Here is a 25,279-nt window from a genome sequence, read left to right as displayed (position 1 = left end):
ATTAACGGCTTGTTTACCACGTTTCGTGAAAGGTGCGGATTGAGCAGTAGTGATCCGCATCCTTTCCCCCGTCTCGCGTTCCCTTAGGATGCCGCTACATCGTTCAGCTTGAGGAAAGTCTAATTGACTATCGTCTTATGAATGGTGCGCTCAGGCCCGCGTAAAGCGGGCAGCAGACGAAAAGCCAACGATCGAGCTCTGACGAGGGGTCGAGCAGTCGAAGCGAGCAAGAAGATGAACGGATCGCGATCAAATCCTTCCCGACAGTCCGACAGGACCTCGCTCGATGCGCTGAACCGCACGATCGAAGGGCTGGAGGCGCGCATCGAAGGGCTGATGGGCAGCGGGCGCGAACAGCGGCCGCGCGCGGCAACGGCCGAGCGCGATCCTTATGCCGCTTCCCATGCTCCCCGGCCAGCAAAAGCCCTGCCCGAGCCGCGGCCGGATCCGCTCTCCGAAATTCGTCAACGCCAGCGCGCGCTTGAAGCCGGCCGCGAGCGGCCTTACGCACGCGAGCAGGCTCCGCAGCTTCGTGAACCTGCGCCGCGCGCCGCTGCCCCGGTGCCGGCACCCGCCTTCCGCGCCGGCGACGACACGATGACGGAGATCGCCCAGGCGCTCGTAAATCTGCGGCAGGACCTCAAGCGCGACATTTCCGAGGGCGTCACCCGCGAAATGAACGCGCTGCGCGCCGAGCTGCGCGAAATCAAGACAAATGCCGGAGACGGCCGCTTCGCCGACGACATACGCGCGGACATGGGCCGCCTGGCCCAGAGCATCACGCAACTGACCGGCCGCTCCGCCGCACCGGAGGCCACGGGCCTTCGCGAGGATTTCGAAGAGCTGCGCTCGCTGATGGACGGGCTGGCGCGCGAAGATTCGCTGCGCCATTTGGAAAATCGCTGGGATGGCTTCGAAAACCGGCTTGCGGCGCTCGATACCGAGGGGTTGCAGGAAGAGCTCGTTTCGCTCGCCTATCGGCTCGACGATATCAAGCGCCATATCGGCGGCATGGGCGAAAGCCCGGCTGTTCGGGCCTTGGAAGACAAGCTCATCTCAATCGCCACGGCGATGGAGCATTTCGGCAATATGATCCAGCCGCACGACCGGGTCATGTCCGAACAGTTCGCGGCCATGGACATGCGGCTCGACGAGATCAGCCGGGCAATCGCGGCAAGCGGCCGCACCGCCACTGCGAATGATCCGGGTCTGATGCAGCGGCTGGAAAGCCGGCTTGCGGCGCTCGCCGACCAGATCGACCTGATGAGCCATGATGCGGCCAGCCGCGTGAACCCGGCCGACGAGCTGGCGATGCGGCTGGAGGCACTGACGGGACGCGTCGAGGAACTGACGAAGGCGGAATCGACGTCGCGGCTCGACGAACGGCTGGAACATCTTTCCTATCTGCTAGAGCGCACGCAGGAGACTGCGCCGCAGGCCGATCTCACCGGCACGCTTTCCGACATTTCCCGCAAGATCGACGCGCTTGAGAACGGCGCCGTCAACGATGTGCTGGCCCAGCGGCTCGACCATCTCGCCCGGCGCATCGACGAGATGGCCCATCAGCAGCAGGCGCCGGCACCGGCACCGGCCGCGGTAGTCGACGACGGCGCCTTCCTGCGTCTCGAAGGACGGCTGAGCGACATTGCCGCCCGGCTGGAAGAGAGCACATCGGCAGCGCCGACCGATCCGCGGGCGCTGAAGAACCTCGAAGACCAGATCGCCAATCTTTCGGCGCTGATGAGCGCGCCGCGCGAAAGCGCTGTAATACCCCCCGAGTTCGACCAGCGCATGGGCGCCATCGAAGATTACATGGCGACGAGCGATGAATATATCATCGAGGCCGCACGCCAGGCGGCAGAGGCCGTCGTCGAAGCCTATTCGCGCCATGGCGGCCCGCAGGGTGTCATGCCCGACGCCGACATGTCGGCGCTGACGGCGCTGGCCGAAGATCTGCGCCACCTCGAGGACCTCAGCCGCGACAGCGAGGAACGCACGCACAAGACTTTCCAGGCGCTGCACGAGACGCTGGTGCATATCGCCGATCGGCTCGACGGCATGGAAGATCGCGGGCGGCCGGCCGCGCAGATGCCGATCGCCGACGTCGATTTCGATGTCGATCCCTATGCGCTGATGGTGGCCGAAGCGGAGCTGAACAGGACGCCGGCCGCTGCCCCGACAGCGAAGGCTTCTCCTGTTATCCGGACGGCCGAGGTCGCCGCCGAACCTGCCGCCCCGGCGCAAGCCACCGCCATGAGCGGAACGAGCGCGATCGCCATCGACGCCGCGACCAGGACAACGGAGACAGCAGCGGCATCGGCAGGGACACAGGCACCGGCAAAGGCCAGCCTGCTCGCCAACCTCGGCAAGCGGCTACTGCCCGGCAAGAAAGCCGAGAGCCGGGCGACCGAACGTCCGATGATCGACCCCGCGCCGTCGATTGACCCCACCGACGTGGTGGCGACCGATGCGGCAAACGAACTACTCGAGCCCGGTTCGGGCGCGCCTGACGTGAAGAAGATCCTTGAACGGGTTCGCGCCAGCCAGAGTGCGGCGCGCGGCAAACCTGCCGGCGAAACCGATCGCGCCGATTATATCGCTGCCGCGCGCCGTGCGGCGCAGGCGGCCGCGATGGAGGTGGATGCCAATCCGAAGCAGGCAGCCGGCAAGGCCGAGAAGAAGGGCGCGACTGCCGACAAGGCCGGCAAGGCTTCTGACAAGACGGGCAAGACCAGCGCCTTTTCGCGCTACCGGCGGCCGATCCTGCTGGCGGTCGGCGCCGTGCTGCTCGCGATCATGGCCTTTCCGCTGGCCCGAACGCTGACAAGTGGCGAGAGCGCGCCGCAGCCGCCAGCAGAAGTCTCGGCGCTGACTGGCGCCGAAAATCCGTCGCCGGCCTTGCCTGACGCGACACCTGCCCAGCCGGATGCCGCCTCTCTCGGAACGACCGCTCCGGCAGCGGATGCTGTACCGCCCGCCGCCGAACAGACCCAGCCGGAAGCGACCCTGCCTGACGCCGGCGAGCATCTGACCGACGTGGCGCCGCTTGACGGCGAAGGGGCAGCGACCCTTGCCCCTCCGGGTCCGTCGGGCGCGGCACAGGAGATATCGGGCTTCGCTCCGAACGCCCCGGCTGCGGCAGCACCCGCACCGGCCATCACCATTCCCGATACCGTCCAGCCGAAATCGCTTGCCGATGCGGCGAGCGGCGGCGATGCGCTGGCGCTGTTCGAGATCGGCGCACGTTATTCCGACGGCCGCAACGGCATGGCGGTCGATCAGAAGCAGGCCGCAGGCTGGTACCAGATTGCGGCCGACAAAGGCTTTGCGCCTGCGCAATATCGGCTCGGCAGCATGTACGAAAAGGGCAACGGCGTCGAACGCGACATCGCCAAGGCGAAGGGTTTTTACGAACAGGCGGCCAACCAAGGCAATGCCAGCGCCATGCACAATCTCGCCGTCCTCTACGCCTCCGGCGCGCTCGGCCAGCAGGATTATGCAACGGCCGCCTCGTGGTTTACCAAGGCAGCGAACCTCGGCATCACCGACAGCCAGTTCAACCTGGCGATCCTCTGCGCGCGCGGCAATGGCGTCCCGGCGGATCTCGAAGAATCCTACAAATGGTTTGCGATCGCCGCCAAGGGTGGCGACAAGGATGCGGCGCAGAAGCGCGACGAAGTGGCCAAAGCCATGAAGCCCGACCAGCTCGAACGGGCACGCGCCAAGGCCGATCTCTGGAAGGCGGAACCGGTCGACCATCGCACGAACGCCATCGACATTCCCGACGAGTGGGCCGGCACCGGCGCCAAGACGGCGAGCGTCGACATGAAGAAGGCGGTCCGCAACATCCAGGCGATCCTCAACAATAACGGCTTCGACGCCGGCGTGCCGGACGGCGAAATGGGCGCGAAGACCGTGACCGCGATCAAAAACTTCCAGAAGTCTGTCGGCCAGGAACCGGACGGCAAGGTGACCGATGCGACCGTGAAGGCGCTGCTCGAACGCAACAAGCAGGGCAGCAAGGCAATCTGAGGCGCGTCGCATCGACGCGGGATCGTCTGGACTCTCTGTTCCGGCGATGAAAAACGCCTGGCGGCACTATGCCGCAAGGCTTTTTTCAATTTTGCCGTCGCCTGTCACAAAACCTGAAAAAAGCCGGATTATGCCCGGACATATCGATCCACGCATCCGGCGAATCCTCTGCCACCGATCTCTCCGTCAATCTCTATGGCTAATCACGGGGCCGATCGAAAGCCTCTGGCAACGATTTCACAGTATGATGCGCATTCGAACGGGGACGTGACAAGAAACCGCCCGGCAGGAGCGGTCATCATTCGGGGTCGGCTGTGACAATCTATCTGCCCATCGCAGAATTGTCGGTGAACATCTTCATCATTCTCGGCATGGGGGCGGCCGTCGGATTCCTGTCTGGAATGTTCGGCGTCGGCGGCGGTTTTCTCATCACGCCGCTGTTGATCTTCTACAACATCCCCCCGGTTGTCGCAGTCGCGACCGGCGCCAACCAGGTGGTGGCGTCGTCGATATCTGGCGCGATCTCGCATTTCCGGCGCGGCTCGCTCGACGTCAAGCTCGGCACGGTGCTGCTGGTCGGCGGCCTTGCGGGTGCGACGGTCGGGATCTGGATCTTCTCGCTGCTGCGCGCCATCGGCCAGCTCGATCTCATCATCTCGCTGATGTATGTCGTCTTCCTCGGCACCGTCGGCGGACTGATGCTGCTCGAAAGCGTCAATGCCATGCGGCGGGCAGCGCGCAACGAGCCGCCCGCACCGCGCAAGCCCGGCCACCAGCACTGGGTGCATAAGCTTCCGCTGAAGGTGCGCTTCAAGAAATCAAAGATCTTTCTCAGCGTCATTCCGATCGTGGCACTCGGCTTTGCGATCGGAATCCTCACCTCGATCATGGGTGTCGGCGGCGGCTTCATTATGGTGCCGGCGATGATCTACCTGTTGCGTATCCCGACCAATGTCGTCGTCGGCACCTCGCTGTTCCAGATCATCTTCGTGACCGCCTATACGACGATCGTGCAGGCGGCGACGAACTTTTCCGTCGACATCGTGCTCGCCTTCATCCTGATGGTGGCGGGTGTGATCGGGGCGCAATACGGCGTGCGCGTCGGCCAGAAACTGCGCGGCGAGCAGCTGCGCGCCCTGCTCGGCCTGCTGGTGCTCGCCGTCGGCGTGCGTCTTGCGATCGCTCTGGTGGTGACGCCGGCCGACGTCTATTCGGTGGTGATGGGAGTGGGCAATTGATGCGCCTGGCTGCCGCTGTCATCGCATTGCTTTGCCTGCTGCCGGCGGTAGCCGCAGCGCAGTGGCTACCCGGGCAGGCAACGGAAGCGGTGCGTGAAGGTTTGGAAATCGGCACCTCGACCAGCGAAATCGCCATCACCTCGGATTTCCACGGCGCGGATCTGACCATCTTCGGGGCGCTCTCGAATACCGACCAACTGCTGCTCGCCATCGGCCAATATGACGTGGTCGTGGTGCTGGAGGGCCCGCGCGAGGATGCGACAGTGCGCAGGAAGGAACGCGTCTTCGGCATCTGGGTGAACACCCGCTCGATGACCTTCGAAGCGGTGCCGCATTCCTATTCGATGTCGAGCTCGCGTATGATCGACGATCTGACGACACCGCTCGAGCTGACCGATCAGGGGATCGGCATCGACCACATTCCGCTGACGCCGGTCGGCTTCGTCGGCGACGGCAGCAATCTCGGCGAGTTCCGCGACGCCTTCCGGCGGCTACAGCAGGGTGGCGGGCTCTACGACCGCAACCCGAGCGGCGTGCGGTTCGTTTCCTCCAACCTTTTCAAGGCGAGCCTGCGCTTGCCGGCAAACATTCCGAACGGCGTGCACACCGTGCGCGCCTACCTGTTCAAGAGCGGGCTTTTCGTCACCGAAAAATCGTTGCCGCTGCGGGTCATCAAGACCGGCATCGAGCAGACGATCACCGATGCGGCGCATGAGCAGCCGATCCTCTACGGCTTTGCGGCCGTACTGCTCGCCGTCATCACCGGCTGGGGTGCCAGCCTGATCTTCCGCAAGGACTGATCCATAGCCAAGGCGCTCAGGATTTCCTCCCGAAAATAGGCTCGGCAAGGCGCTGAGGGCGAAGGCCTGCGGGAGCAGCTGCTTGCCCGAATGCTCTACTCCAAAAAAAACCGCTTGCATTTCGCTATCAGTCAGTTTAGCTTTCAACCAGTTGTTAAACGCAACCAGTTTTCATGATGGATGGCAATTCAGAAGGAGGATGGAAATGAGAAAGCTTGTTGTCTGGAACCTGATGACACTCGATGGTTATTTCGAAGGCACGAAGCCTTGGGATATCGACTTCCACAATTTCGCCTGGGGGGCCGAGCTGCAGCGCTATGCCGAACAGTTCGGCAGGGAAGGCGATCTGCTGGTGTTTGGCCGCAAGACCTATGAGGGCATGGCCGCCTACTGGCCGACCGCCGAGGGCGAAGGTGAGATCAAGGCCTATATGAACGGCATCGCCAAGATCGCCGTGTCGCGGACGATGAGCGAGCCCGGCTGGAACAATGCCCGCGTCGTCAGCGATCCGATCCCCGAATTGACGCGGCTGAAGCAGGAGGACGGCAAGACGATCTTCATCTTCGGCAGCGCCGAGCTTGCCGACACTCTGCTGAAAGCCGGCCTTATCGACGAGATCAGGGTTTGCCTGGTGCCGGTGATCCTCGGCGGCGGCAATCCGCTTTTCAAACCGGCAGAGGGCCAGGTGCCGCTGAAGCTCATCGAATCCTCGACGACGGAAGGCGGCGCGGTGATCCTGCGCTACGAGCCCGTCAAAGCGTAGTGGATGGGATGCCGTCCGATGGTCAGGCCAGGGTATCGATCCCTGGCCGCACAAGGAGGCAGCCGGGGAAGTTCGCATTCGACTAAAAACCGGTTTTTAACATTTACGAGTTAGTAATCTCTCGGAAACGAGAGGTTTTGTCATGCGTACTCGTATCGTTCTGACGGCCGTGGGTCTCGCGCTGCTTGCCGGCTGCGCGACGGCGCCGAAGCAGACGAGGAACATCTGTGCCGTCTTCGACGAGCGCGACGGGCTCTTCTCCAGCTGGCAGAGCGCCGCAGAACGAACGGAGAAGAAGTACGGCGTGCCCGTGCCGATCCTGATGGCGACGATGTATACCGAGTCCGGCTTCCAGCCCTATGCGCGGCCGCCGCGCACCAAGCTGTTCGGCTTCATTCCCTGGACCCGGCCTTCAACGGCCTACGGCTATTCGCAGGCACTCGACGGGACCTGGGATCACTATCAATCGCAGACGGGGAACTGGGCGGCGCGGCGGGCGAACTTCGCCGACGCGATCGATTTCATCGGCTGGTATCACTATCAGAACAGCATGGAGACCGGCATTCCGCTGAACGATGCCTATAATCTTTACCTTGCCTATTATTCCGGTCCGACAGGGTACAAACGCGGCGACTGGCGCTCAAACAGGCAGTTGCAGCAAACGGCGCAGAAGTTTGCGCGGATGGCAGGGACGTATCAGCGGCAGTTGCAGGAGTGCGATTGAGCTAGGCGGTGCCGTCCAAATATGAAGGGCTCTACCCCCACAAATTCCCGTACCTGACAGAATAAATCCGGTCTTTGCCGAGCAGATGCGCCACCAGCAAAGCCTTGTCGAATAGGCCCTTCATCGCCTGGTGGCCGAGATCCAGACCGCCGCTCATGAGGCCGAAGGCTGGCATCAGCAGGCGGGCGCCGTCAGTGGCAAAGCAGGGGCGGCGGACGGATTTCTCGCGGCGGCGCACGGTCGCCGACGGATGCAGGTGGCCGGCGATTTCGCCGCTCTGCAAACCGTTCTTCGGCTCGTGCCGGAAGGTCAGGCCGGCATAATGCATCTCGTCGGCAGATGTGCCCGGCAAATCGACGATGCCATCCGGATCATGGTTGCCATTGATCCAGATCCATTCGCGGCCGCGCGCCATCTCGACGATCAGGGCGCGAAAATTCTCCGGCAGGTGCTTGGAACCGATGCGGTCGTGGAAATTGTCGCCGAGCGAGATAACGAGCTTCGGGTTATAGCGGGAAATGACGGCGGCAAGGACGGTCAGCGTCGCCAGCGTATCGTAAGGCGGCAGCATCATGCCGCGGCGCGCAAAGGCTGCGCCCTTTTCCAGATGCAGGTCGGAGACGACGAGCAGGCCGGCATCGGGCAGATAGAGGGCGCCGAGCGGATCGCAGACGACGGCAATGCCATGGACCGATGTCTCGATGCCCGGCATCGCGGCCAGTCCTGATATGTCGCGCGCCAGCGCCAGGCGGTTCATCACTTCTCTTATTCCCAAATACGTCAGTCAGGCCCTATATTTCATCAGGCGAGAGCTTCGGCGATCAGATCATCCGCCGCTTCGGCCAGGAGTGCGTCATGGGCCTCGCCCGGCACCGCCTCGCGTCCGATTTCCAGCATCACCGGCACGGCGAGCGGGGAAATATGGTCGAGAGCGCGGTGGGTGATGTGACCCCTGATTCGCCTCAGCATATCGCCAAGACGGCCAATATCCAAAAGTCCCGTCGCCGCATCCTGCCGCGTCGCCTGCAAGAGGATGTGATCCGGCTCGTGGCTGCGCAGCACGTCATAAATCAAATCGGCGGAGACGGTGATCTGGCGGCCGCTCTTTTCCTTGCCCGGATGGCGGCGTTCGATCAAGCCTGCAATCACGGCGCAATTGCGGAAGGTGCGCTTCAACAGGAAGGATTCGTCCAGCCAAGCCTCGAGATCGTCGCCGAGCATGTCCTCGTCGAAGAGGTCGGAGAGATTGAGCCGGCCATTGCGGATCATCAGTCCCATATCCTCGAGGCCCCAGATGGCCAGCGAATAATCGGTGGCGACGAAACCGAGGGGCTTGGCGCCTATCCGCTCCAGCCGGCGGGTGAGCAGCATGCCGAGCGTCTGGTGGGCAAGACGGCCTTCGAAGGGATAAGCGACCATATAGGCGCGGCTGCCGCGCGGGAAGGTTTCGATCAGGAACTCGTCGCGCTTCGGCAGCATCGACTTGTCGTCCTGCAGCGACAGCCAGTCGCGCACCTGATCCGGCAGGCGGCGCCAGCGATCGGGATCGGCGATCATCGCCCGCACCTGCTCAGCGAGATAGGTCGACAGCGGAAACTTGCCGCCATTATAGGAGGGGATCTTCGGATCGAGCGAAAAGGCCTGCGACGCCAGGCACTCATTTTCACGAATGCCCTCGAAGCGCAGCACCTTGCCGGAGAAGACGAAGGTATCGCCCGGCGACAATTGCTCGAGGAAATATTCCTCGACCTTTCCCAACGTGGCGCCGCCGCGGCCGATCCTACCGCCCTCGCCGCGCTTGACCATGCGGATATTCAGCATCGGGCTTTCGACGATGGTGCCGAGGTTGAGGCGATATTGCTGGGCGACCGCAGGATTGGAGACGCGCCAGCGGCCCTCCGCTGTCTTGCGGATACGGGCGTAGCGGTCATAGGTGCGGAGCGCATAACCGCCGGTCGCGACGAAATCGACGACGCGCTCGAAGGTCTCCCAACTCAGATCGGCATAGGGCGAGGCGCTGATGACCTCATCGTAGAGTTCCAGCATGTCGAAAGGTTCGGCGCAGGCCATGCCGAGCACATGCTGGGCGAGCACATCGAGCGCGCCGCGGCCAACGGGCGGGGTGTCCTGCGCGCCAATATAATTGGCATCGAGGGCGGCTTGGCACTCCATGACCTCGAAACGATTGGCGGGCACGAGGATCGCCTTCGAGGGCTCGTCCATGCGGTGGTTGGCGCGGCCGATGCGCTGGGCAAGACGCGAGGCGCCCTTCGGCGCGCCGACATGAATGACGAGATCGACATCGCCCCAGTCGATGCCGAGATCGAGGGTGGAGGTGGCGACGACGGCGCGCAGCCGGTTTTCGGCCATCGCCGCCTCGACCTTGCGGCGCTGGGCGACGTCGAGGGAGCCGTGGTGGAGGGCGATCGGCAGGTTGTCGTCATTGATCGTCCAGAGCGCCTGGAAAAGCATTTCCGCCTGGCTGCGGGTGTTGACGAAGAGCAGCGTCGTGCGATGTTCGACGAGCTGGCGGTACACGTCGGGAATGGCATATCGGGCGGAATGGCCGGACCAGGGAATACGCTCCTCGGTCGACAGGATCGAGATATCGGGCTTGGCGCCGCCTTCGACGACGACGAGGCCGGCATGATGTTCGCTACCCTCTTCCTGGCCGACCAGCCACTTCTGCAGATCCATCGGTTCGGCGACGGTGGCGGACAGGCCGATCGTCTGGAGACCGGGGGCAAGGCGGCGCAGGCGGGCAAGGCCAAGCGAAAGCATATGGCCGCGCTTGGAGGTGACCAGCGAATGCAGCTCGTCGAGGACGATATATTTCAGGTCCTTGAAGAAGTGCTCGGCCTCCCGGTTGGCCAGCAGCAGGGCAACCTGTTCCGGCGTCGTCAGCAGAATATCCGGCGGGTTGAGCTTCTGGCGTTGGCGCTTGGCGTTGGGCGTATCGCCGGTGCGGTTTTCGACGGTGACCGGCAGGCCCATCTCCTCGACCGGCTTCATCAGGTTGCGCTCGATATCGATGGCAAGCGCCTTCAGCGGCGAGACATAGAGCGTGTGGATACCGGTGAAGGCGGAGCCGGGCGGGATCTTGCCGCGGCGGGTGAGATCGGTGAGCGAGGGCAGGAAACCGGCGAGCGTCTTGCCGGCGCCGGTCGGCGCAATCAGCAGCGTACTTTCGCCGGCCTCGGCGCGGGCAAGCAGCTCCAGCTGATGGACGCGCGGTCGCCAGTCCTTTTCCGCAAACCAGCGGGTAAAGGCGGCAGGCAGCAAGGCACGAGCTTCGGAATCGATCTGGTCCACGCCTGGAAGGTAGTGAAATGCAGGGGAAAAAGAAGAGCCGCGAGCCTTTACATGGCGATATAGCGGTCCTTGCGGTGGTTGATGGCGATCGTGAGGTTGAGAACGATCGCACCGAGCACCGAGCAGGCGATGATGAAGGGGCTCGCGACGAAGAAGGAGAGCGCCAGGATGATGCCGTCGAAGCCGAGCTGGACGAAGCCGGCGCGCCAGCCGAAGCGATCCTGGATATAGAGGGCGAGAATGCCGATGCGCCGAGGCTGGCGCGGTGGCGGAAGAGCGCCAGCATGCCGGCGCCGATGACGAGGCCGCCAAAGAGCGCACCGGCGATAGGATCGACATGCGCCATGCTGATGAAGCCCGAGACGAATTCCGACAGGACCGAGGTGAGCGCGATGGCGGCGAAGGTCTTGATGGTAAAGGCGGCGCCCAAGCGGCGGAAGGCGAGATAATAGAAGGGCAGGTTCACGGCAAAGAAGCAGAGGCCGAAGCTGAAGCCCGTCGCATAATGGGCGAGGAAGGCAAGGCCCGCCGTGCCGCCAGCAAGCAGCCCCGCGCCGGAGAGAAGCGTTACGCCGAGCACGGCGAGCATGCTGCCGGCGACGATGCCCTGGGCGTCGTCGAAGAGCGAGTGACGATCGGCGCTGGAATTCAGAAGGCCTACGAAAGCGTTGGATGCCATGTTGTTCCCCTGTCGGCGTTTCCGTCTTCTATCCGGGGTCAGGATAAAGACAAGTGGCAGCAGCGAGGACACCTCTTGACAGCCGACACAATCGTGGATATTTTTTATCCACGATTTGAGGAGGCCGGGTGCATGAAGATGGGCGATGGGGTCGAGCAGGCCATTCACAGCGTTGCGATGCTTTCCGGCCTCTCCGAAGGCAGCGTGCTTTCGGCGGCCGCGCTGGCAGAATTCCACGGCGTCTCGACAAGCTATCTGCTGAAGCATCTGCAGGCGCTGTCGGGCGCCGGCATCCTCGATACCGTACCGGGGCCGAAGGGCGGATATCGGCTGGCAAAAGCGCCGAAGGAGATTTCGCTGCTCGACATCGTGCTCGCGGTCGAGGGGTCTGCACCGGCGTTCCGCTGCGCTGAAATCCGCCAGCGCGGACCGAACCCGGTCTCCGATCGCTTGTTCGCCCAGCCCTGCACCATCAACGCGGCGATGCTGAAAGCCGAACGGGTCTATCGCGCCGAACTCGCCAAGACGAGCCTGGCCGATATCGGCATCGAACTTGCCGCCGTCGACGACGGATCGATCGCAGCGAGAGGCTGCGCCTTCCTTGAAATCCATGAACGCAAGACGGCTCGTTGAGCCACCAACAAAGGAGAAAGAGCATGCAACCACGCTTCAATTTCGCCAAAGCCGCTCCCGACGCCTACAAGGCAGTCGCCGCGCTCGAGCAATATGTCCAGTCCTCCGGGCTGGAGCGCCGCTTCATCCACCTGATCAAGCTGCGCGCTTCGCAGATCAACGGCTGTGCCTATTGCGTCGACATGCATGTGAAGGAAGCCCGCCACGATGGGCTCTCCGAACAATGGATCAACCTGATGTGCGTCTGGCGGGAATCGCCGGTCTATGACGCCCGCGAACGGGCGCTGCTTGGGTGGGTGGATTCAGTGACCAATATCGCCAAGACAGGCGCGCCGGATGCCGACTACGAGACCCTGAAGGCGCATTTTTCGGAGGAAGAGATGACCAAGATCACGGTGGCGATCGGCGCCATCAACATCTGGAACCGGCTTGCCGTCGGCTTCCGCTCACAGCATCCGCTCGATGCGGCGCAAAAGGCAGCCTAATCGCAATCCGCTTGCAGGGAATTCATCCTGGCAACCGACCCGAAAATCTCGGGTCGGTCGAATATCGGGTCACTCGTGATCCCTGATGGCCCGTACGGCAACGGCGTCAAACCGATTGCCCGAGAGGTCGATGCTGTTGAATAGGTCGCGGACGACTTTCGAAATTTCTTCTGCGGAAGCGCCCTTGGCGTATTCTTCCTGCATACGGCGTCTCACAAGTTTTTCCAAATCTGACATAGTTCACCTCATCAAATCCGGCGCGAGATGAGTTTCGCGCCGCGACCGATCACAGGCAAGTTACGTTTTGTTTAGAATGGCTTACCGATTTGTAACGTTGGAGCATGTCGCGCAAAAGTGTGCGGCGGTTTTGCGATAACCGACATGCATAAAATTAAAGCGCGATGTAGCGATCAGCGCGGTGATTGATGGCGACGAAGAGGTTGAGGACGACGGCGCCGAGAACCGAATAGAAGACGACAGGCGGCGTGGTGACGAAGAAGGCGGCGGCGAGCACGCAGATGTCGATGGCGAGCTGGACGAGGCCGGCGCGGATGCCGAAACGCTCCTGCAGGTAGATGCCGAGAATGCCGACACCGCCGAGGCTAGCGCGGTGGCGATAGAGCGCCAGCAGGCCGAAGCCGAGCAGCAGGCCGCCGAGAAGTGCCGCCCAGGCCGGATGAATGCTTGAAATGGACAAGAAGCGCGACTGTACATCGGCAAGCACCGACGTCAGGCCGATGGCGATGAAGGTCTTGATGGTGAAGGCCATGCCGAGTCGCTTCCAGGAGAGATAGAAGAACGGCAGGTTGAGCAGGAAGAAGGCGAGACCGAAATTGGCGCCAAAGGCATAATGCAGGAGGAAGGCCACGCCGGCCGTGCTGCCGGTCAGAAGGCCAGCGCTGGCGAGCACATAGAGGCCGAGCGCCGCAACGAGGCTGCCCGAGAATATGCCCTGCACGTCTTCGATCGGGGTGTGGCGCGTCGCAGTCGTATTCCAAAAACCAAGGGCATTGATGAGCTGTGTCATGTCGCCAGTCTCCACGGCAGACGAGTTCAAGAACGCGCTTGGGAAAACCCGGCGCGGCGGAATTTTGCATCATGAAAGGAGCCCGAGCGCCTCGGCGTAATATTGCCGGGCTCTCTGCCGATGTGGTGCAGTATCGGGTTTTTCGGTCTTCCGATCAAGCGAAATAGGTAAGCAATGCTGACCTATTCAAAAATCGCAAGAAATGTTCGCTCACGCGGGCTTGCGCGTAAGGAACAGAATGCCGGAAACCGGTTTTCCGCCATCTTTGCGAATGAACGACTTGACGGTCTTCAGGATTTCCAGCCCGTGACGGGCAAAAAGCATGCTGACATAGGTTTCCGAGTGGGCGTAACGCAGCGACGGGGCGAGATGGAAGCCCTCGCCCTCCCCCGCATCCTCGACGGAAAAGGCGATATCGGCGCCTGATGCCGCGAGTTCTCCGACGATGGCAAAGACGCTCTCGAGATTGCCGAGATACATCAGCACATCGGCTGCCGTCACCAGGTCGGCGCGATGGCGCGCTGCATTGGCAAAAAGGCCGGAGAGATCGGGTGCGAGCGAGAGATCGGCCTGGGCGAGACTGTCATAGACATGTTTCTCGGCGGCCTTAGCCAGCATGTTCTGCGAGAGATCGAAGCCCTCGAGGCGGCCGACACGGCCACGGATTTCAGGGCCGAGCAGGCCGGTGCCGCAGCCGAGATCGACGGCGCGTTCGTAGCGCCTGCCGGTGGAGGCGATGAGCGCTGCAAGCTTCTGCGGGACGCTGTAGTCGAGCTTTTCGATAAGCGCTGATTCGAAACGGTCGGCATAGTCGTCGAAGAGGCGCTCGACATAGCGGCTCGGCGGCCGGTCGGGCGTGGCCGCGTCGCCGAGAAGGGCGAGCTTGAGGGTTGCGCCGAAAATGTCTTCCGGATCGAGGGCAAGCGTCTTGCGATAGGCCTCGATCGCGGCATCCGCCCTGCCCGCCTTTTCCAGGTAGGTGGCGAGGCGATACCAGCCGGCGGCCCAGCCAGGCACGAGCTCGAGAGCCTGTTCCATCAGCTCGGCGGCCGCTTCCGGCTCACCGCCTTCTTCGAGCATCCTGGCATAGTCGGCGCGGCGGTCGGCAATTACGTCGCCGGAGGAAAGCTGGTGGGGCTGCATCAATGGACCTTATTGGTTCGCGCGCATTTGGCGGCGGCCACAAAAAAACTCAAGTCCTATTTCAGAGGCGAAGCGGCCAATTCCGGAAAGGGCTTGCGGGCGTCGCGCCGCGACCTTATTCCAAGGGCAAACAGGAGATGGCTTATGTCCGATCAGGCGAACAGGTTCCTCGGCGATTCAATCGGCCGCACATTGATAAAGCTTATCGTGGTGTCGCTGATCGTCGGTTTCGTCATGACTGTCTTCGGCCTGACGCCGTGGGGCATCATCGACGGCATACGCGATTTCATCCTGGAGATCTGGTACCGCGGCTTCTCGGCTCTCGGGCGCGTCGGCGACTATCTGCTCCTCGGCGCGACGATCGTCATCCCGCTCTTCATCATCCTTCGTCTTTTCAGCTACCGCCGGTAACATGACATCCATCGATCTTTCCAGGCGCGGCCTGCTGCGCCTTTCCGGACTTGCGCTCGCCGCCGGCATCGCCGGTTGCACCACGACCCCGCGGATGGCCGGCACGCCGTCGGAGGGCGAAGACGAGACAGCGAGTGTGCTGCCGCTCGTCAACCAGCTCAGGGCCAAAAACGGCCTGCCGCCGCTTGCCGTCGATCCGGCGGCGAGTACTGCCGCTCTTATCCAGGCGAAACGCATGGCGAGCGCCGGCAAGATGGCGCATCTCATGGGCATGACCGACAGTTTTGGCGCGCGCGTCAAGGCGAGCGGCGTGCGGTTGCCGGCAGCGGAAAACATCGCGTCGGGCCAGCAGAGCGTCGATGCCGTGGTGACGGCCTGGATCAACTCTCCGCATCACCTGGAAAACATGCTTGGACGGTACGGCGGCCTTGGCGTCGCCGTCGCCCATAATACATCTTCCAGGAACCTGCCCTATTGGGCCATGGTGCTTTCCAGCTGAGGTGATTCCGCCTGCAGCAGTTCAAGTGATGCAGCGTCTATTGCGCATCTGAAACGACGCGTGGCGCTGCCGCGACGAGGCCGGCATGGACACACGCAGCAATCACAACGCGCTTGCATTCGACGTGACGCACCTGATGGTGCTGTCGATCGCCATTCCGATGACGCTCGGCTTCATGACGACGCCGCTGCTCGGACTGACGAACACCGCCGTCGTCGGCCGCATGGGCAATGCGGAAGCGCTGGCCGGGCTGGCGATCGGCGCGATGCTGTTCGATCTGATCCTCGGCAGCTTCAACTTTCTGCGCGCCTCGACGACCGGGCTGACGGCGCAGGCCTATGGCCGTCACGACCAGCACGAGCAGCAAGCAGTCTTTTCCCGGGCGATGATTTCGGCGCTCGGCTGCGGACTGGCGCTGCTCTGTTTTTCGCCGCTGCTGATGACGGCGGGGTTGAGGCTGATGGGGGCGGAAGGCGCGATCGCCGAGGCGACCAGCACCTATTTTTCCATCCGCATGCTGGCGGCACCCGCGGCATTGGCAAATTATGCCATCCTTGGCTTCGTGCTCGGGCGCGGACAGGGCAATATCGGACTGCTGCTGCAGGCGATCATCAACGGCATCAACATCCTGCTTTCCATCTATCTCGGCCTGACGCTCGATTGGGGCGTGGCAGGGGTCGCCTGGGGGACGATGGCCGGCGAAACCGTCGGCGCGCTTACCGGGCTTGTCATCGTGCTGCGCGGATTCGGTAAAGCAGCCCGGCCGGCATGGTCTGAGGTCTTTTCCCGGCACCGGCTGGCTGAGCTTTTCGCGCTCAACCGCGACATCCTGATCCGCACCTTCGTGCTGATCGGCGCCTTCACCATCATGACGCGGATCGGCACCAGCTTCGGCGCAGTGACGCTTGCCGCCAATGCCGTGGTGATGAATTTCTTCCTGCTGTCAGGCTATTATCTCGACGGGCTTGCCAATGCCGCCGAACAGATCATCGGCCGGGCAATCGGCGCGCGCCACCGGCCGGCCTTCGACCGCGGGCTGAAGCTGACGATCTTCTGGTCCTTCGGGCTGGCGGCGCTCGGCTCGGCCTTCTTCTTCCTCGCCGGCCCCTGGCTGATCTCGGTGCTGACGACTTCACCAGAGGTTCGGCAGGCGGCAGAGACCTATCTGCCCTGGGCGGCGGTCACCGGACTGACCGGCGCACTCGCCTTCCTGATGGACGGTGTCTTCATCGGCGCGACGTGGTCGGCAGACATGCGCAACCGAATGCTGATGTCCTTCGCTGGCTATCTCCTGATGCTCGCGGTCTTCGTGCCGCTCTTCGGCAATCACGGCCTGTGGCTGGCGATGAACGCCTTCCTGCTCTTTCGCGGCTTCTTCCTGGCGATGCTCGTCAAGCCGCGGGCCGATCAGACCTTTCGCGCCGCCCAATAATCCAGCCTGGTATCGCGCAGGTCGCGGATCGAGGCGGCCTTTTCGCGGTCCAGGAGTTTCGAGAGGCCGCGGACGATATCGCCGGCCAGGCCGGGGCCTTCATAGACCATGCAGGAATAGAGCTGGACGAGATCGGCGCCCGCCCTGATCTTCTCCAATGCGGTTTCGGCCGAGGAGACGCCGCCGACGCCGATGATCGGCAAGGCCGGGCCGACGCGCTTGCGCATCCTGGCGAGCACCGCCGTCGACTTTTCGAAAAGCGGCACACCGGAGAGACCACCCGCCTCCTTCGCCTGGCGCTGATCCTTAAGTCCGTCGCGCGACAGCGTGGTGTTGGAGACGATCAGGCCATCAAGCGCATGCGAAAGCACTTCCGCGGCGATATCGTCCATGCCTTCCTCGGTCAGATCGGGGGCGATCTTCAAAAAGACCGGGATCTTCCGGCCGGATGCCGCCGCCATCTCGTCGCGCGCCGCAAGCACTGATGACAGCAGCACAGCAAGGCTTTCGCGCCCCTGCAGGTCGCGCAGGCCCGGCGTGTTCGGCGAGGAGATGTTGGCGGTGAAATAACGCGCGACGGAATAAAAGCGCCGGATGCCGGCGACATAGTCGGCGATGCGGTCTTCGCTGTCCTTGTTGGCGCCGATATTGACGCCGATCATGCCACCGCCCCTCAGCGCGGCGAGGCGCCCGAAGGCGGCATCATGGCCTTCATTGTTGAAGCCGAGACGGTTGATGACGCCTTCATCCTCCACCAGGCGGAAGATGCGCGGGCGCGGATTGCCCGATTGCGGCTTCGGCGTCACCGTGCCGATCTCGGTAAAGCCGAAGCCGAGCTTCAACAGCGCCTCCGGCACTTCGGCATTCTTGTCGTAGCCGGCGGCCATGCCGAGCGGATTTTCGAAGGTAAGGCCGGCAACGGTCTGGCGCAGGCGCGGATCGGGCGTCAGCTGGCAGGCCGGCACGAGGCCGGATTTTAAGGCGGCGACCGACATGCCGTGCGCGGTTTCCGGATCGAACAGGAAGAGACCCTTGCGGGCGAGACGCTTGAAGGGATCGATCATGGCGCGAGCTCCGGGAAGATATGGGCGCCGGCTTCGTCGAGCGGCAGCGGCGCCTCCCAGAGCACAGCGGCGAGCGGCAGATCGGCGTAGAGGTGCGGGAAAAGATCGCCGCCGCGCGAGGGCTCGAAGACCAGCTTGTCGGCGAAGCGGCTGCCATCGACGGCAATTAGCAGCAGACCGGACTGGCCGGCAAAATGCAGGGCGGCGGTCTGCTTCACCTGCTTCGCCGTCGAGAAATGGATGAAGCCGTCCTTGAGATCGATGCCGGCGCCATGAAAAGTGCCGGTTTGTCTGGCTTGCTGCCAGAGCGTTTCCGTCACGATCTTGTAAAGGGTCGGTGTCAGGGTCATCATGGCCTCACGATAGGCTGTTCCTCGGTCACGAGGGCTTTGCCGGAAAGAGGCGGCGATGTCCACGCCTCGGCGCCGAAAAACGGGACAGCCACAAGCAAAATCCGGAGGATGAGACGATGAAGGCATTCGTTATCACACTTGGCGTTTTTCTGATGCCGTTGGCCGCGGCGGCCGTCGAAGCTGATGCAAGCCGTTTCCAGCTGGAGAAGAGCGGCGACCATTTCGTCCGGCTCGACCGGCAGACCGGAGCCATGTCGATCTGCCAGGACAAGGACGGCGCCCTCGTCTGCCGGATGGCAGCCGACGAGCGGGCGGCCTATGAGGACGAACTCGACCGGCTGGCAAAGCGGGTGACGGCGCTCGAACAGGGCGGTGTCATCCAGCGCGCATTGCCGAGCGACGCCGAGGTCGACCGTTCGATCAGCATCATGGAGCGGATGATGAAGAGTTTCATGGGGATGGTGAAGGAGTTTCAGGCCGAGGAAAACACCAATCCCCTTCCGCAGAAGACCTGATCTGATATAGTCACTATGAGCAAGCCGGTATGCAACGCGGAGGGGCGGAGGCACATGCCGGCATGATCGGGCTCTTGGGAGGGAGTTTTCGATGCAGGAACAGACCATCATCATTGCGGACGATCATCCGCTTTTCCGTGACGCGCTGCGCCAGGCGGTGATCGGCATGGAAGGCCGGCAGTCGATCGTCGAGGCCGGCGATTTCGCCGCCGCGCGCCGGGCCGCCGGCGCCCATGCGGATGCCGACCTGATGCTGCTCGATCTCGCCATGCCCGGGGTCAGCGGCTTTTCCGGCCTGATGGCGCTGCGCTCCGAATTCGCCAGCCTGCCGATCGTCATCGTCTCGGCGACCGACGATGCGACGACGATCCGCCGGGCGCTGGAACTCGGTGCCTCCGGCTTCATTTCGAAATCCTCCGGTATCGAGGATATTCGCCGCAGCATCCAGACGGTGCTTGCCGGCGACATCGCCACGCCGGAAAGTTATCGCGACGGGCAGGAGCAGGATCCCGATGTCGCCGACCTGATCCACCGCCTGCATACGCTGACGCCGCAGCAGAGCCGGGTGCTGACCATGCTTGGCGAGGGACTGCTGAACAAGCAGATCGCCTACGAACTCGGCGTCTCCGAGGCGACGATCAAGGCGCATGTCTCGGCGATCCTGTTGAAACTCGACGTCGACAGCCGGACGCAGGCCGTCATCCAGCTCGGCAAGATCAATATGGCGATGGTTGCCTGAGCGATACATTTCCCTTTGGAAACAGGATTTTATTCCTCTTTCATCTTTACTCAGAGGGCACGGTCGATTAATATTCCGCCGGGTTGAAGCGCGGCGTTGAAATCAGCCGCGACGGAATCGCGCGCATGCTGTCACACGACCAGATTTGGGAAGCGCTCGACAGGCTTGCCGAACGGCACGAGCTGACGCCATCCGGACTTGCGCGCCGCGCCGGCCTCGACCCGACCTCCTTCAACAAATCGAAACGGCTTTCTGCCGACGGGCGGCTGCGCTGGCCTTCGACGGAATCGATCGCCAAGGTGCTCGATGCCACAGGGGCAAGCATGGAGGAGCTTCTGGCCTTCATGCGGCCGGATGCCGATCTTTCCAAACAGCCGGCCGGGCAGCAGGAAAGCGCGTTTCCCCAGCAGGGCGGCTCTATTCCGCTGCTCGGCTTCGCCCAGGCGGGAGCAGGCGGTTTCTTCGACGATGGCGGTTTTCCGGCCGGCCAGGGCTGGGACGTGGTGGAATTTCCGGCGGCCCCGGCACAGAAAGCCGGCGTCTATGCGCTGGAGGTGCAGGGCGAGAGCATGATGCCGCTCTACCGCGACGGCGACGTGCTGATCGTCGAGCCGGGGGCACAGGTGCGCCGCAACGACCGCGTCGTCGTGCGCACAAACGAGGGTGAGGTGATGGCCAAGGTGCTGCTGCGCCAGAGCCCGCGGTCGATCGAGCTGATGTCGCTCAATCCCGAACATCCCAACCGCACCCTCGAGCTTTCCGACATCGACTGGATCGCCCGCATCATCTGGGCCAGCCAATAGGAAGATATTCCATGCGCCCTGCCGCCTTCATCACAGGTATCACGGGGATGGCGGTGGTGGCCGGCCTGCTGCTGGCAGGCGAAGCAAGGCTTGGCGGCGGCACGGCCGGTGAAGAGACGGCGTCCGCGGAGGACACGGCGACCGCACCGGCGGATGCCCGCGAACCCGCGGCTATGTCGGACGAGCGTGCCGAAATGATTGCCCGGTCAGCGGAGCCGGCTGCTCCATCCGCTCCGCTCCCAGGGAACAGCGTGGCGTCCAAACCGGCCGATATGCCGCAAGAAGCGGAAACGGCGGCCGGGCAAACAGCGCGTCCGGCAAAGGCGATCGAACTGGTGCGACCGATGGTCGAAAATGCCGGCATTCTTTCCTTTGGTGGGCGCCGGCTTCAGCTTGCCGGCATCGTGCCGACGCCGGTCGACAGGATATGCGGGCCGTCGGGCCGGCAATGGCCCTGCGGCATGATGGCAAAGACGGCGCTGCGCCTGCTGTTGCGCAACCGCAGCGTCAGCTGCGATCTCGAGACGGTGGAATGGAAGGAAACTGTCACGACTGCCTGCCGGCTGGGCTCGGAGGATCTCGGCTCATGGCTCGCCGAAAACGGCTGGGCGGAACCGACAGCGGGTTCGCCGCTTACATCCGCCGCCGAAAAGGCCAGGCAGGCGGGAAAAGGCCTCTACGGCGATGATCCGCGCCGCAATTAAACCGGCGGCCGCGACAGCGGTCGGACAGCCCGCATCGGGCCGATCCCTTGTAATGGCTGTCGTCAATTCCTAATCTCGGCTGACCGAAAAAGGAATCAGAGATGAACAAGCCGCTTTCCGCCCATGATGCGCTGATCTACGTGATGGTGATGGCATCCGCTGTCGACAGCACGATGAACGACAGGGAGATGACAAGGATCGGCCAATTGATCGGATTCCTGCCGGTTTTCCGGGACTTCGATGACGACAAGCTGATTTCGGTGGCGCGCGACTGCGCCGCGCTACTGGCCGGGCCGGAAGGCCTCGACGTCGTCCTCGAAACCGTGCGCGACACCCTTCCCGCAAAGCTCTACGACACCGCCTATGCGCTGGCCGTCGAGGTGGCCTCCGCCGATCTCTCGGTCAAGGCGGAGGAGTTGCGCCTGCTCAGCCTGCTGCGTGACCGGCTCAGCCTCGACAAGCTCACCTGCGCGGCGATCGAGCGCAGTGCGATTGCCCGCTTCCGCAAGGGCTGAGGGCGAGCAATTTGGACTGCGGCTTCAATAGAGCCCGTAGGGGAAATACCGCAGATAAATTTCCTGGAGGCGGCCGTTGCGCGACAGCGTGGCGAGCGCGTGGTCGATGGCTGACGTCAGCACGCTGTCCTTCTGCCGCAGCATGATCGTCATGCCCTCGCCGAGGAAATGCTCGGAGAGATAGGGGCCGTCGAACAGCGCGCAGCATTTGGCAGAGGCCGGCGAAGAGACCCAGAAGGAAAGCTGCAGCGCATCGGCAAAAGCGGCATCGACCTTGCGGTCCTTGAGCGCCGCAAGCAGGGCGTCCTTCGTATCGAACGGCTCGGCCTTGAGCGTGGGGAAAAAGGCGGCCAGCATCGCCTCATGCACCGTCCCCCTGACGACGCCGACCGGATGGCTGGAAAGCGCGGCAGCGGTCTTTCCGTCAAGCGGCACGGCGAGATTGCGCACGAAGCGCGCCGGCAGCATCAGATAAGGCCTGGAGAAGACGAATTGCCGGCGCAGCTCCGGGGTCACGGCAAGGCCGGCGATGATGGCATCGCCCTGTGAGGCGGCGAGCGCATCCCTAAGGTCGGCAAAGGGGAGCGCCTGGATCTGGCACTTGTCTGAAATCTCCAACTCGCTGCAGATTTCGCGGGCGAGGTCGACATTGAAACCGGAAAGCTTGCCGTTCTGATCGGTGAAATTGAAGGGCGGGAAATCGACCGACGTCAGGAAGCGCAGGCGCACCAGAGAGGAGAGATCGGGCCTCGCAAGACGTTCGCGCGCATCGAAGAGCAGCGGCAGCGAAGGTGCCGCCTGCTGGGCCGACGCGGCAAAACTTGAAAGCAGCGCGCCGAAAAACAGGCCGAGCGTGAAAAAACCCTTCAGAGTTAGGGATGCCGGCTTGGATTGCATCATCGTGATCGTGGTCTCTGGGTTAAGCGCGAAGCGTGCGGCGTCGGCAAGATGTATCAGAGTCATGCGTGGCGGGGAATATGAATGCCGGCGCTCCGAGACTTGATCCTCGGTGCCTCTCATACGCGCTAGGTTAAAGTGCAACCTCTCAGCCCCTAAAAATCATAGCCAACCGCCGCCTCGTGTTAGCGCGGAATTAAAGAATATCGCCTTTATTTGTTGCGACGACATCGGACCCCGCCAGCCGATCGCATGATGCAAGCGTCAGCCCAAACGTAATCCCTAATCCGCGATATTGAAGCAGCGTTTTTCTGCAACAATTGATTTCAAAAGCACCGGGCGCGCGAGCACGCCCCGTCAATCGGGTGACATTTCCATGCTGAAACATCTGAAAATCCGCACAAAAATCATATCGGTCGTAGCGCTGCTCGGGCTGATCACGATGGCCGGGTTGATCTACGTCATTTCCGAGTTCCGCCGTGCGGACGCCGCCTACAGCGCCTTCATCGATCATGAGGCGCAGGCCTCGATGCTGAGCGCGCGCGCCAGCGCATCGGCGGTGGCCTCGGTGCTGCAGGTAAGCCTGCTTGCCGACATGAAGCCCGATACGCCGGAGTTCCAAAAGGCGCTCGCCATACCGAGCAAACTGCCGCAGGCGCGTGACCGCATGAAGCAGGCGCTGGCGCTGGTGCCCAGCCGCAAGCCGGCGATCGATGAAATTCAGGCGGGCATCGATGAGATCGAAACGCTGGCGAACAAGATCATCGAACAGAGCAAAGTCAAGGACAGCGCCGGCGCCCAGGCGAATGTTGCCCTGATCAATGTCAAGCTCGATGCGCTGACGCCGAAGATGATCGCCAACAATGATGCGATGATGGCGATGCTCAACGATGGCGGCGACGCGCTCTCGGCTTCCGTCAACGAACGGATCGTCTTCTGTCTCGTTCTGATCGGCATCGCCGTTCTCGCTGCCGTCGGCTTCAGCGTGGTCGTGGCCCAGATAGGCATCGCCGGTCCGATGATGCAGCTGCGCCAGCGCATGACGCGGCTTGCCGAGGGCGATACGACAAGCGATGTCAGCGGACTCGACCGCGGCGACGAAGTCGGCCAGATGGCAAAGGCCGTTTCGGTCTTCCGCGACAATGCGATCGAGCGCGCCCGGATCGAAGCGCGCGCCGAAGCAGACCGCGACATCAGCGACAGCGAGCGCCGCGACCGCGAGGCGCAGAAGGCCCGCGAAGCATCCGAACTCGACCGTGCCGTCACCGCACTCGGCGACGGCCTGCGCCGCCTTGCCGCCGGCGATCTCGCCTCGCATATCGCCGAGCCCTTCGTCGCGCATCTCGATGCGCTGCGTGAGGATTTCAACAACTCGGTCGAGAAGCTCAACGAGACTCTGCATACGGTCGGCGCCAATGCCCGGGCGATCGGCGCCGGCGCCAACGAGATTCGTTCCTCCGCGGACCAGCTCTCGCAGCGGACGGAACAGCAGTCGGCCTCCGTCGAAGAAACCGCTGCGGCGCTCGAGGAGATCACCACGACGGTGCGCGACGCCGCCAAGCGGGCCGAGGAGGCAAGCCAGCTCGTCGCCCGCACCCGCCTCGGCGCCGAGAAATCAGGCGAGGTCGTCCGCAAGGCCGTCTCCGCCATGCAGCAGATCGAGAAGTCCTCGGGCGAAATCTCCAACATCATCGGCGTCATCGACGACATCGCCTTCCAGACCAACCTTTTGGCTCTGAACGCAGGCGTCGAAGCCGCCCGCGCTGGCGATGCCGGCAAGGGCTTTGCGGTCGTCGCCCAGGAAGTGCGCGAACTTGCCCAGCGCTCGGCCAAGGCCGCCAAGGAGATCAAGGCACTGATCAGCACCTCCGGCTCGCATGTGCAGACCGGCGTCTCGCTGGTCGGCGAAACCGGCAAGGCGCTCGACGCGATCGTCGGCGAGGTGCAGGAGATCAACCAGCACGTCCACGCGATCGCCGAAGCCTCCCGCGAACAGTCGATCGGACTGCAGGAGATCAACACCGCCGTCAACACCATGGATCAGGGCACGCAGCAGAATGCGGCGATGGTCGAGGAATCCACCGCCGCCAGCCACAACCTGGCGACGGAAGCGGCAGCGCTCAACAACCTGCTCGGCCAATTCAGGCTGACCGGCACCGGCGGCTTCACCACGAGTGCGCCAATCGCCACGGCACCACGCGCTGCCGCCCGCCCGGCAGCCAGGGCAGCTCCGGTCCGCGTCGCCCGCGACGGCATTGCCCGCCCGGCCGCCTCGCCGGCCCGCGCTCTCGGCCAGAAGATCGCCAACGCCTTCGGCGCCGGCAGCAGCACATCGCCGAGCCAGGATCCCGACTGGACGGAATTCTGAGCCGACCTCGGCACGAGGCACGGCTGCCCGGTTCGCGCCGATGGCTGCCCCTCACCCTCTCCCCGTTCTGACGGGGCGAGGGGACCTGCCCCGCGAGAGTTTTGTGGGGAACCGAGAGGGTGCGGCATATCCCCTTCGCCCCG

The 25,279-nt window shown here is 63.2% G+C and carries 24 protein-coding genes and 1 pseudogene; 16 read left to right on the top strand and 9 right to left on the bottom strand.

Translation table 11 applies throughout. From position 1 onward, the window contains the following. Positions 1–234: 234 nt before the first annotated feature. The 5 genes from RlegSU303_RS01100 (at position 235) to RlegSU303_RS01080 (ending at position 7,557) form a co-directional block, all read left to right on the top strand. Positions 235–4,032: a peptidoglycan-binding protein gene (locus RlegSU303_RS01100; RefSeq protein WP_231283373.1), complete on the top strand. Its 3,798-nt coding sequence runs from the start codon at positions 235–237 to the stop codon at positions 4,030–4,032. A gap of 314 nt (positions 4,033–4,346) precedes the next feature. Continuing rightward, on the top strand, positions 4,347–5,270 hold the full coding sequence (locus RlegSU303_RS01095) for a sulfite exporter TauE/SafE family protein (protein ID WP_017958886.1): 924 nt from the start codon (positions 4,347–4,349) through the stop codon (positions 5,268–5,270). Then, positions 5,270–6,070, top strand: a complete 801-nt coding sequence (locus tag RlegSU303_RS01090) for a TIGR02186 family protein (RefSeq protein ID WP_026158513.1) — start codon at positions 5,270–5,272, stop codon at positions 6,068–6,070. Before RlegSU303_RS01095 ends, RlegSU303_RS01090 begins: the two co-directional genes overlap by 1 nt. Before the next feature lie 205 nt (positions 6,071–6,275). Beyond that, positions 6,276–6,833 carry a dihydrofolate reductase family protein gene (locus RlegSU303_RS01085; RefSeq protein WP_131628017.1) on the top strand — a complete coding sequence of 186 codons (558 nt, stop codon included), beginning with the start codon at positions 6,276–6,278 and terminating at the stop codon, positions 6,831–6,833. A gap of 142 nt (positions 6,834–6,975) precedes the next feature. Then, positions 6,976–7,557, top strand: coding sequence for a transglycosylase SLT domain-containing protein (locus RlegSU303_RS01080; RefSeq protein ID WP_151519627.1), 582 nt, complete (start codon positions 6,976–6,978; stop codon positions 7,555–7,557). A gap of 31 nt (positions 7,558–7,588) precedes the next feature. Here RlegSU303_RS01080 and pdeM read toward each other — a convergent pair whose 3' ends face one another. From pdeM to RlegSU303_RS01065, 3 genes and pseudogenes are all read right to left on the bottom strand, one after another. Next, positions 7,589–8,314: a ligase-associated DNA damage response endonuclease PdeM gene (pdeM, locus tag RlegSU303_RS01075; protein WP_151519631.1), complete on the bottom strand. Its 726-nt coding sequence runs from the start codon at positions 8,312–8,314 to the stop codon at positions 7,589–7,591. A 44-nt stretch (positions 8,315–8,358) separates the two neighbouring features. Next, positions 8,359–10,869, bottom strand: coding sequence for a ligase-associated DNA damage response DEXH box helicase (locus tag RlegSU303_RS01070; RefSeq protein ID WP_231283372.1), 2,511 nt, complete (start codon positions 10,867–10,869; stop codon positions 8,359–8,361). Positions 10,870–10,916: 47 nt separating this feature from the next. Continuing rightward, a pseudogene (locus RlegSU303_RS01065) lies at positions 10,917–11,548 on the bottom strand (YitT family protein). Positions 11,549–11,680: 132 nt separating this feature from the next. Between RlegSU303_RS01065 and RlegSU303_RS01060 the strand changes: the two are divergent. Both RlegSU303_RS01060 and RlegSU303_RS01055 read left to right on the top strand, forming a co-directional pair. Beyond that, positions 11,681–12,181: an RrF2 family transcriptional regulator gene (locus RlegSU303_RS01060; protein ID WP_017958879.1), complete on the top strand. Its 501-nt coding sequence runs from the start codon at positions 11,681–11,683 to the stop codon at positions 12,179–12,181. Between the two features lie 23 nt (positions 12,182–12,204). Further along, a complete protein-coding gene (locus RlegSU303_RS01055; protein ID WP_011650365.1) occupies positions 12,205–12,666 on the top strand; it encodes a carboxymuconolactone decarboxylase family protein in 462 nt (153 codons plus the stop codon). 69 nt (positions 12,667–12,735) lie between these two features. On the opposite strand, the gene RlegSU303_RS01050 is transcribed toward RlegSU303_RS01055, so the two are convergent. From RlegSU303_RS01050 to RlegSU303_RS01040, 3 genes are all read right to left on the bottom strand, one after another. Next, on the bottom strand, positions 12,736–12,882 hold the full coding sequence (locus RlegSU303_RS01050; protein ID WP_157626466.1) for a hypothetical protein: 147 nt from the start codon (positions 12,880–12,882) through the stop codon (positions 12,736–12,738). A 175-nt stretch (positions 12,883–13,057) separates the two neighbouring features. Further along, complete coding sequence (locus RlegSU303_RS01045) at positions 13,058–13,693, bottom strand: YitT family protein (protein WP_026158511.1); 636 nt, start codon at positions 13,691–13,693, stop codon at positions 13,058–13,060. 210 nt (positions 13,694–13,903) lie between these two features. Beyond that, entirely contained in the window at positions 13,904–14,836 is a 933-nt protein-coding gene (locus tag RlegSU303_RS01040; RefSeq protein ID WP_131718637.1) for a class I SAM-dependent DNA methyltransferase, read from the bottom strand. 144 nt (positions 14,837–14,980) lie between these two features. On the opposite strand from RlegSU303_RS01040, the gene RlegSU303_RS01035 reads away from it, so the two are divergent. From RlegSU303_RS01035 to RlegSU303_RS01025, 3 genes are all read left to right on the top strand, one after another. Continuing rightward, the gene (locus RlegSU303_RS01035) at positions 14,981–15,247 is read left to right on the top strand and encodes a DUF6460 domain-containing protein (protein WP_026158510.1); all 267 of its coding nucleotides are present in this window, start codon (positions 14,981–14,983) and stop codon (positions 15,245–15,247) included. A 1-nt stretch (position 15,248) separates the two neighbouring features. Next, complete coding sequence (locus RlegSU303_RS01030) at positions 15,249–15,746, top strand: CAP domain-containing protein (protein ID WP_131718636.1); 498 nt, start codon at positions 15,249–15,251, stop codon at positions 15,744–15,746. Positions 15,747–15,831: 85 nt separating this feature from the next. After that, positions 15,832–17,178: an MATE family efflux transporter gene (locus tag RlegSU303_RS01025; protein ID WP_017958872.1), complete on the top strand. Its 1,347-nt coding sequence runs from the start codon at positions 15,832–15,834 to the stop codon at positions 17,176–17,178. Here the strand turns inward: RlegSU303_RS01025 and RlegSU303_RS01020 are convergent. After that, complete coding sequence (locus RlegSU303_RS01020) at positions 17,154–18,242, bottom strand: quinone-dependent dihydroorotate dehydrogenase (protein ID WP_017958871.1); 1,089 nt, start codon at positions 18,240–18,242, stop codon at positions 17,154–17,156. The two genes, RlegSU303_RS01025 and RlegSU303_RS01020, sit on opposite strands and share 25 nt — an antisense overlap. Further along, on the bottom strand, positions 18,239–18,592 hold the full coding sequence (locus RlegSU303_RS01015) for a DUF952 domain-containing protein (protein ID WP_026158509.1): 354 nt from the start codon (positions 18,590–18,592) through the stop codon (positions 18,239–18,241). Before RlegSU303_RS01015 ends, RlegSU303_RS01020 begins: the two co-directional genes overlap by 4 nt. 119 nt (positions 18,593–18,711) lie before the next feature. Between RlegSU303_RS01015 and RlegSU303_RS01010 the strand changes: the two genes are divergently transcribed. The 5 genes from RlegSU303_RS01010 (at position 18,712) to RlegSU303_RS00990 (ending at position 21,871) form a co-directional block, all read left to right on the top strand. Beyond that, a complete protein-coding gene (locus tag RlegSU303_RS01010) occupies positions 18,712–19,110 on the top strand; it encodes a hypothetical protein (RefSeq protein WP_017958869.1) in 399 nt (132 codons plus the stop codon). Positions 19,111–19,201: 91 nt separating this feature from the next. Continuing rightward, the gene (locus tag RlegSU303_RS01005) at positions 19,202–19,849 is read left to right on the top strand and encodes a response regulator (RefSeq protein ID WP_003545225.1); all 648 of its coding nucleotides are present in this window, start codon (positions 19,202–19,204) and stop codon (positions 19,847–19,849) included. Positions 19,850–19,974: 125 nt separating this feature from the next. Next, on the top strand, positions 19,975–20,652 hold the full coding sequence (locus RlegSU303_RS01000; RefSeq protein WP_026158508.1) for a S24 family peptidase: 678 nt from the start codon (positions 19,975–19,977) through the stop codon (positions 20,650–20,652). Between the two features lie 11 nt (positions 20,653–20,663). Next, a complete protein-coding gene (locus tag RlegSU303_RS00995; protein ID WP_017958867.1) occupies positions 20,664–21,356 on the top strand; it encodes a thermonuclease family protein in 693 nt (230 codons plus the stop codon). A gap of 101 nt (positions 21,357–21,457) precedes the next feature. Continuing rightward, positions 21,458–21,871 carry a tellurite resistance TerB family protein gene (locus RlegSU303_RS00990; protein ID WP_017958866.1) on the top strand — a complete coding sequence of 138 codons (414 nt, stop codon included), beginning with the start codon at positions 21,458–21,460 and terminating at the stop codon, positions 21,869–21,871. Between the two features lie 24 nt (positions 21,872–21,895). On the opposite strand, the gene RlegSU303_RS00985 is transcribed toward RlegSU303_RS00990, so the two are convergent. Then, positions 21,896–22,771, bottom strand: coding sequence for a transporter substrate-binding domain-containing protein (locus tag RlegSU303_RS00985; protein ID WP_026158507.1), 876 nt, complete (start codon positions 22,769–22,771; stop codon positions 21,896–21,898). A gap of 373 nt (positions 22,772–23,144) precedes the next feature. Between RlegSU303_RS00985 and RlegSU303_RS00980 the strand changes: the two genes are divergently transcribed. Further along, on the top strand, positions 23,145–25,136 hold the full coding sequence (locus tag RlegSU303_RS00980) for a methyl-accepting chemotaxis protein (RefSeq protein ID WP_231283371.1): 1,992 nt from the start codon (positions 23,145–23,147) through the stop codon (positions 25,134–25,136). The last annotated feature ends 143 nt before the right edge of the window (positions 25,137–25,279 follow it).

Source organism: Rhizobium sp. SU303 (genome assembly GCF_021052345.1).
Classification (GTDB): Bacteria; Pseudomonadota; Alphaproteobacteria; order Rhizobiales; family Rhizobiaceae; genus Rhizobium; species Rhizobium laguerreae.
The sequence above is the reverse complement of the archived record's forward strand: the minus strand, read 5'-3'. Positions and strand labels throughout refer to the sequence as shown.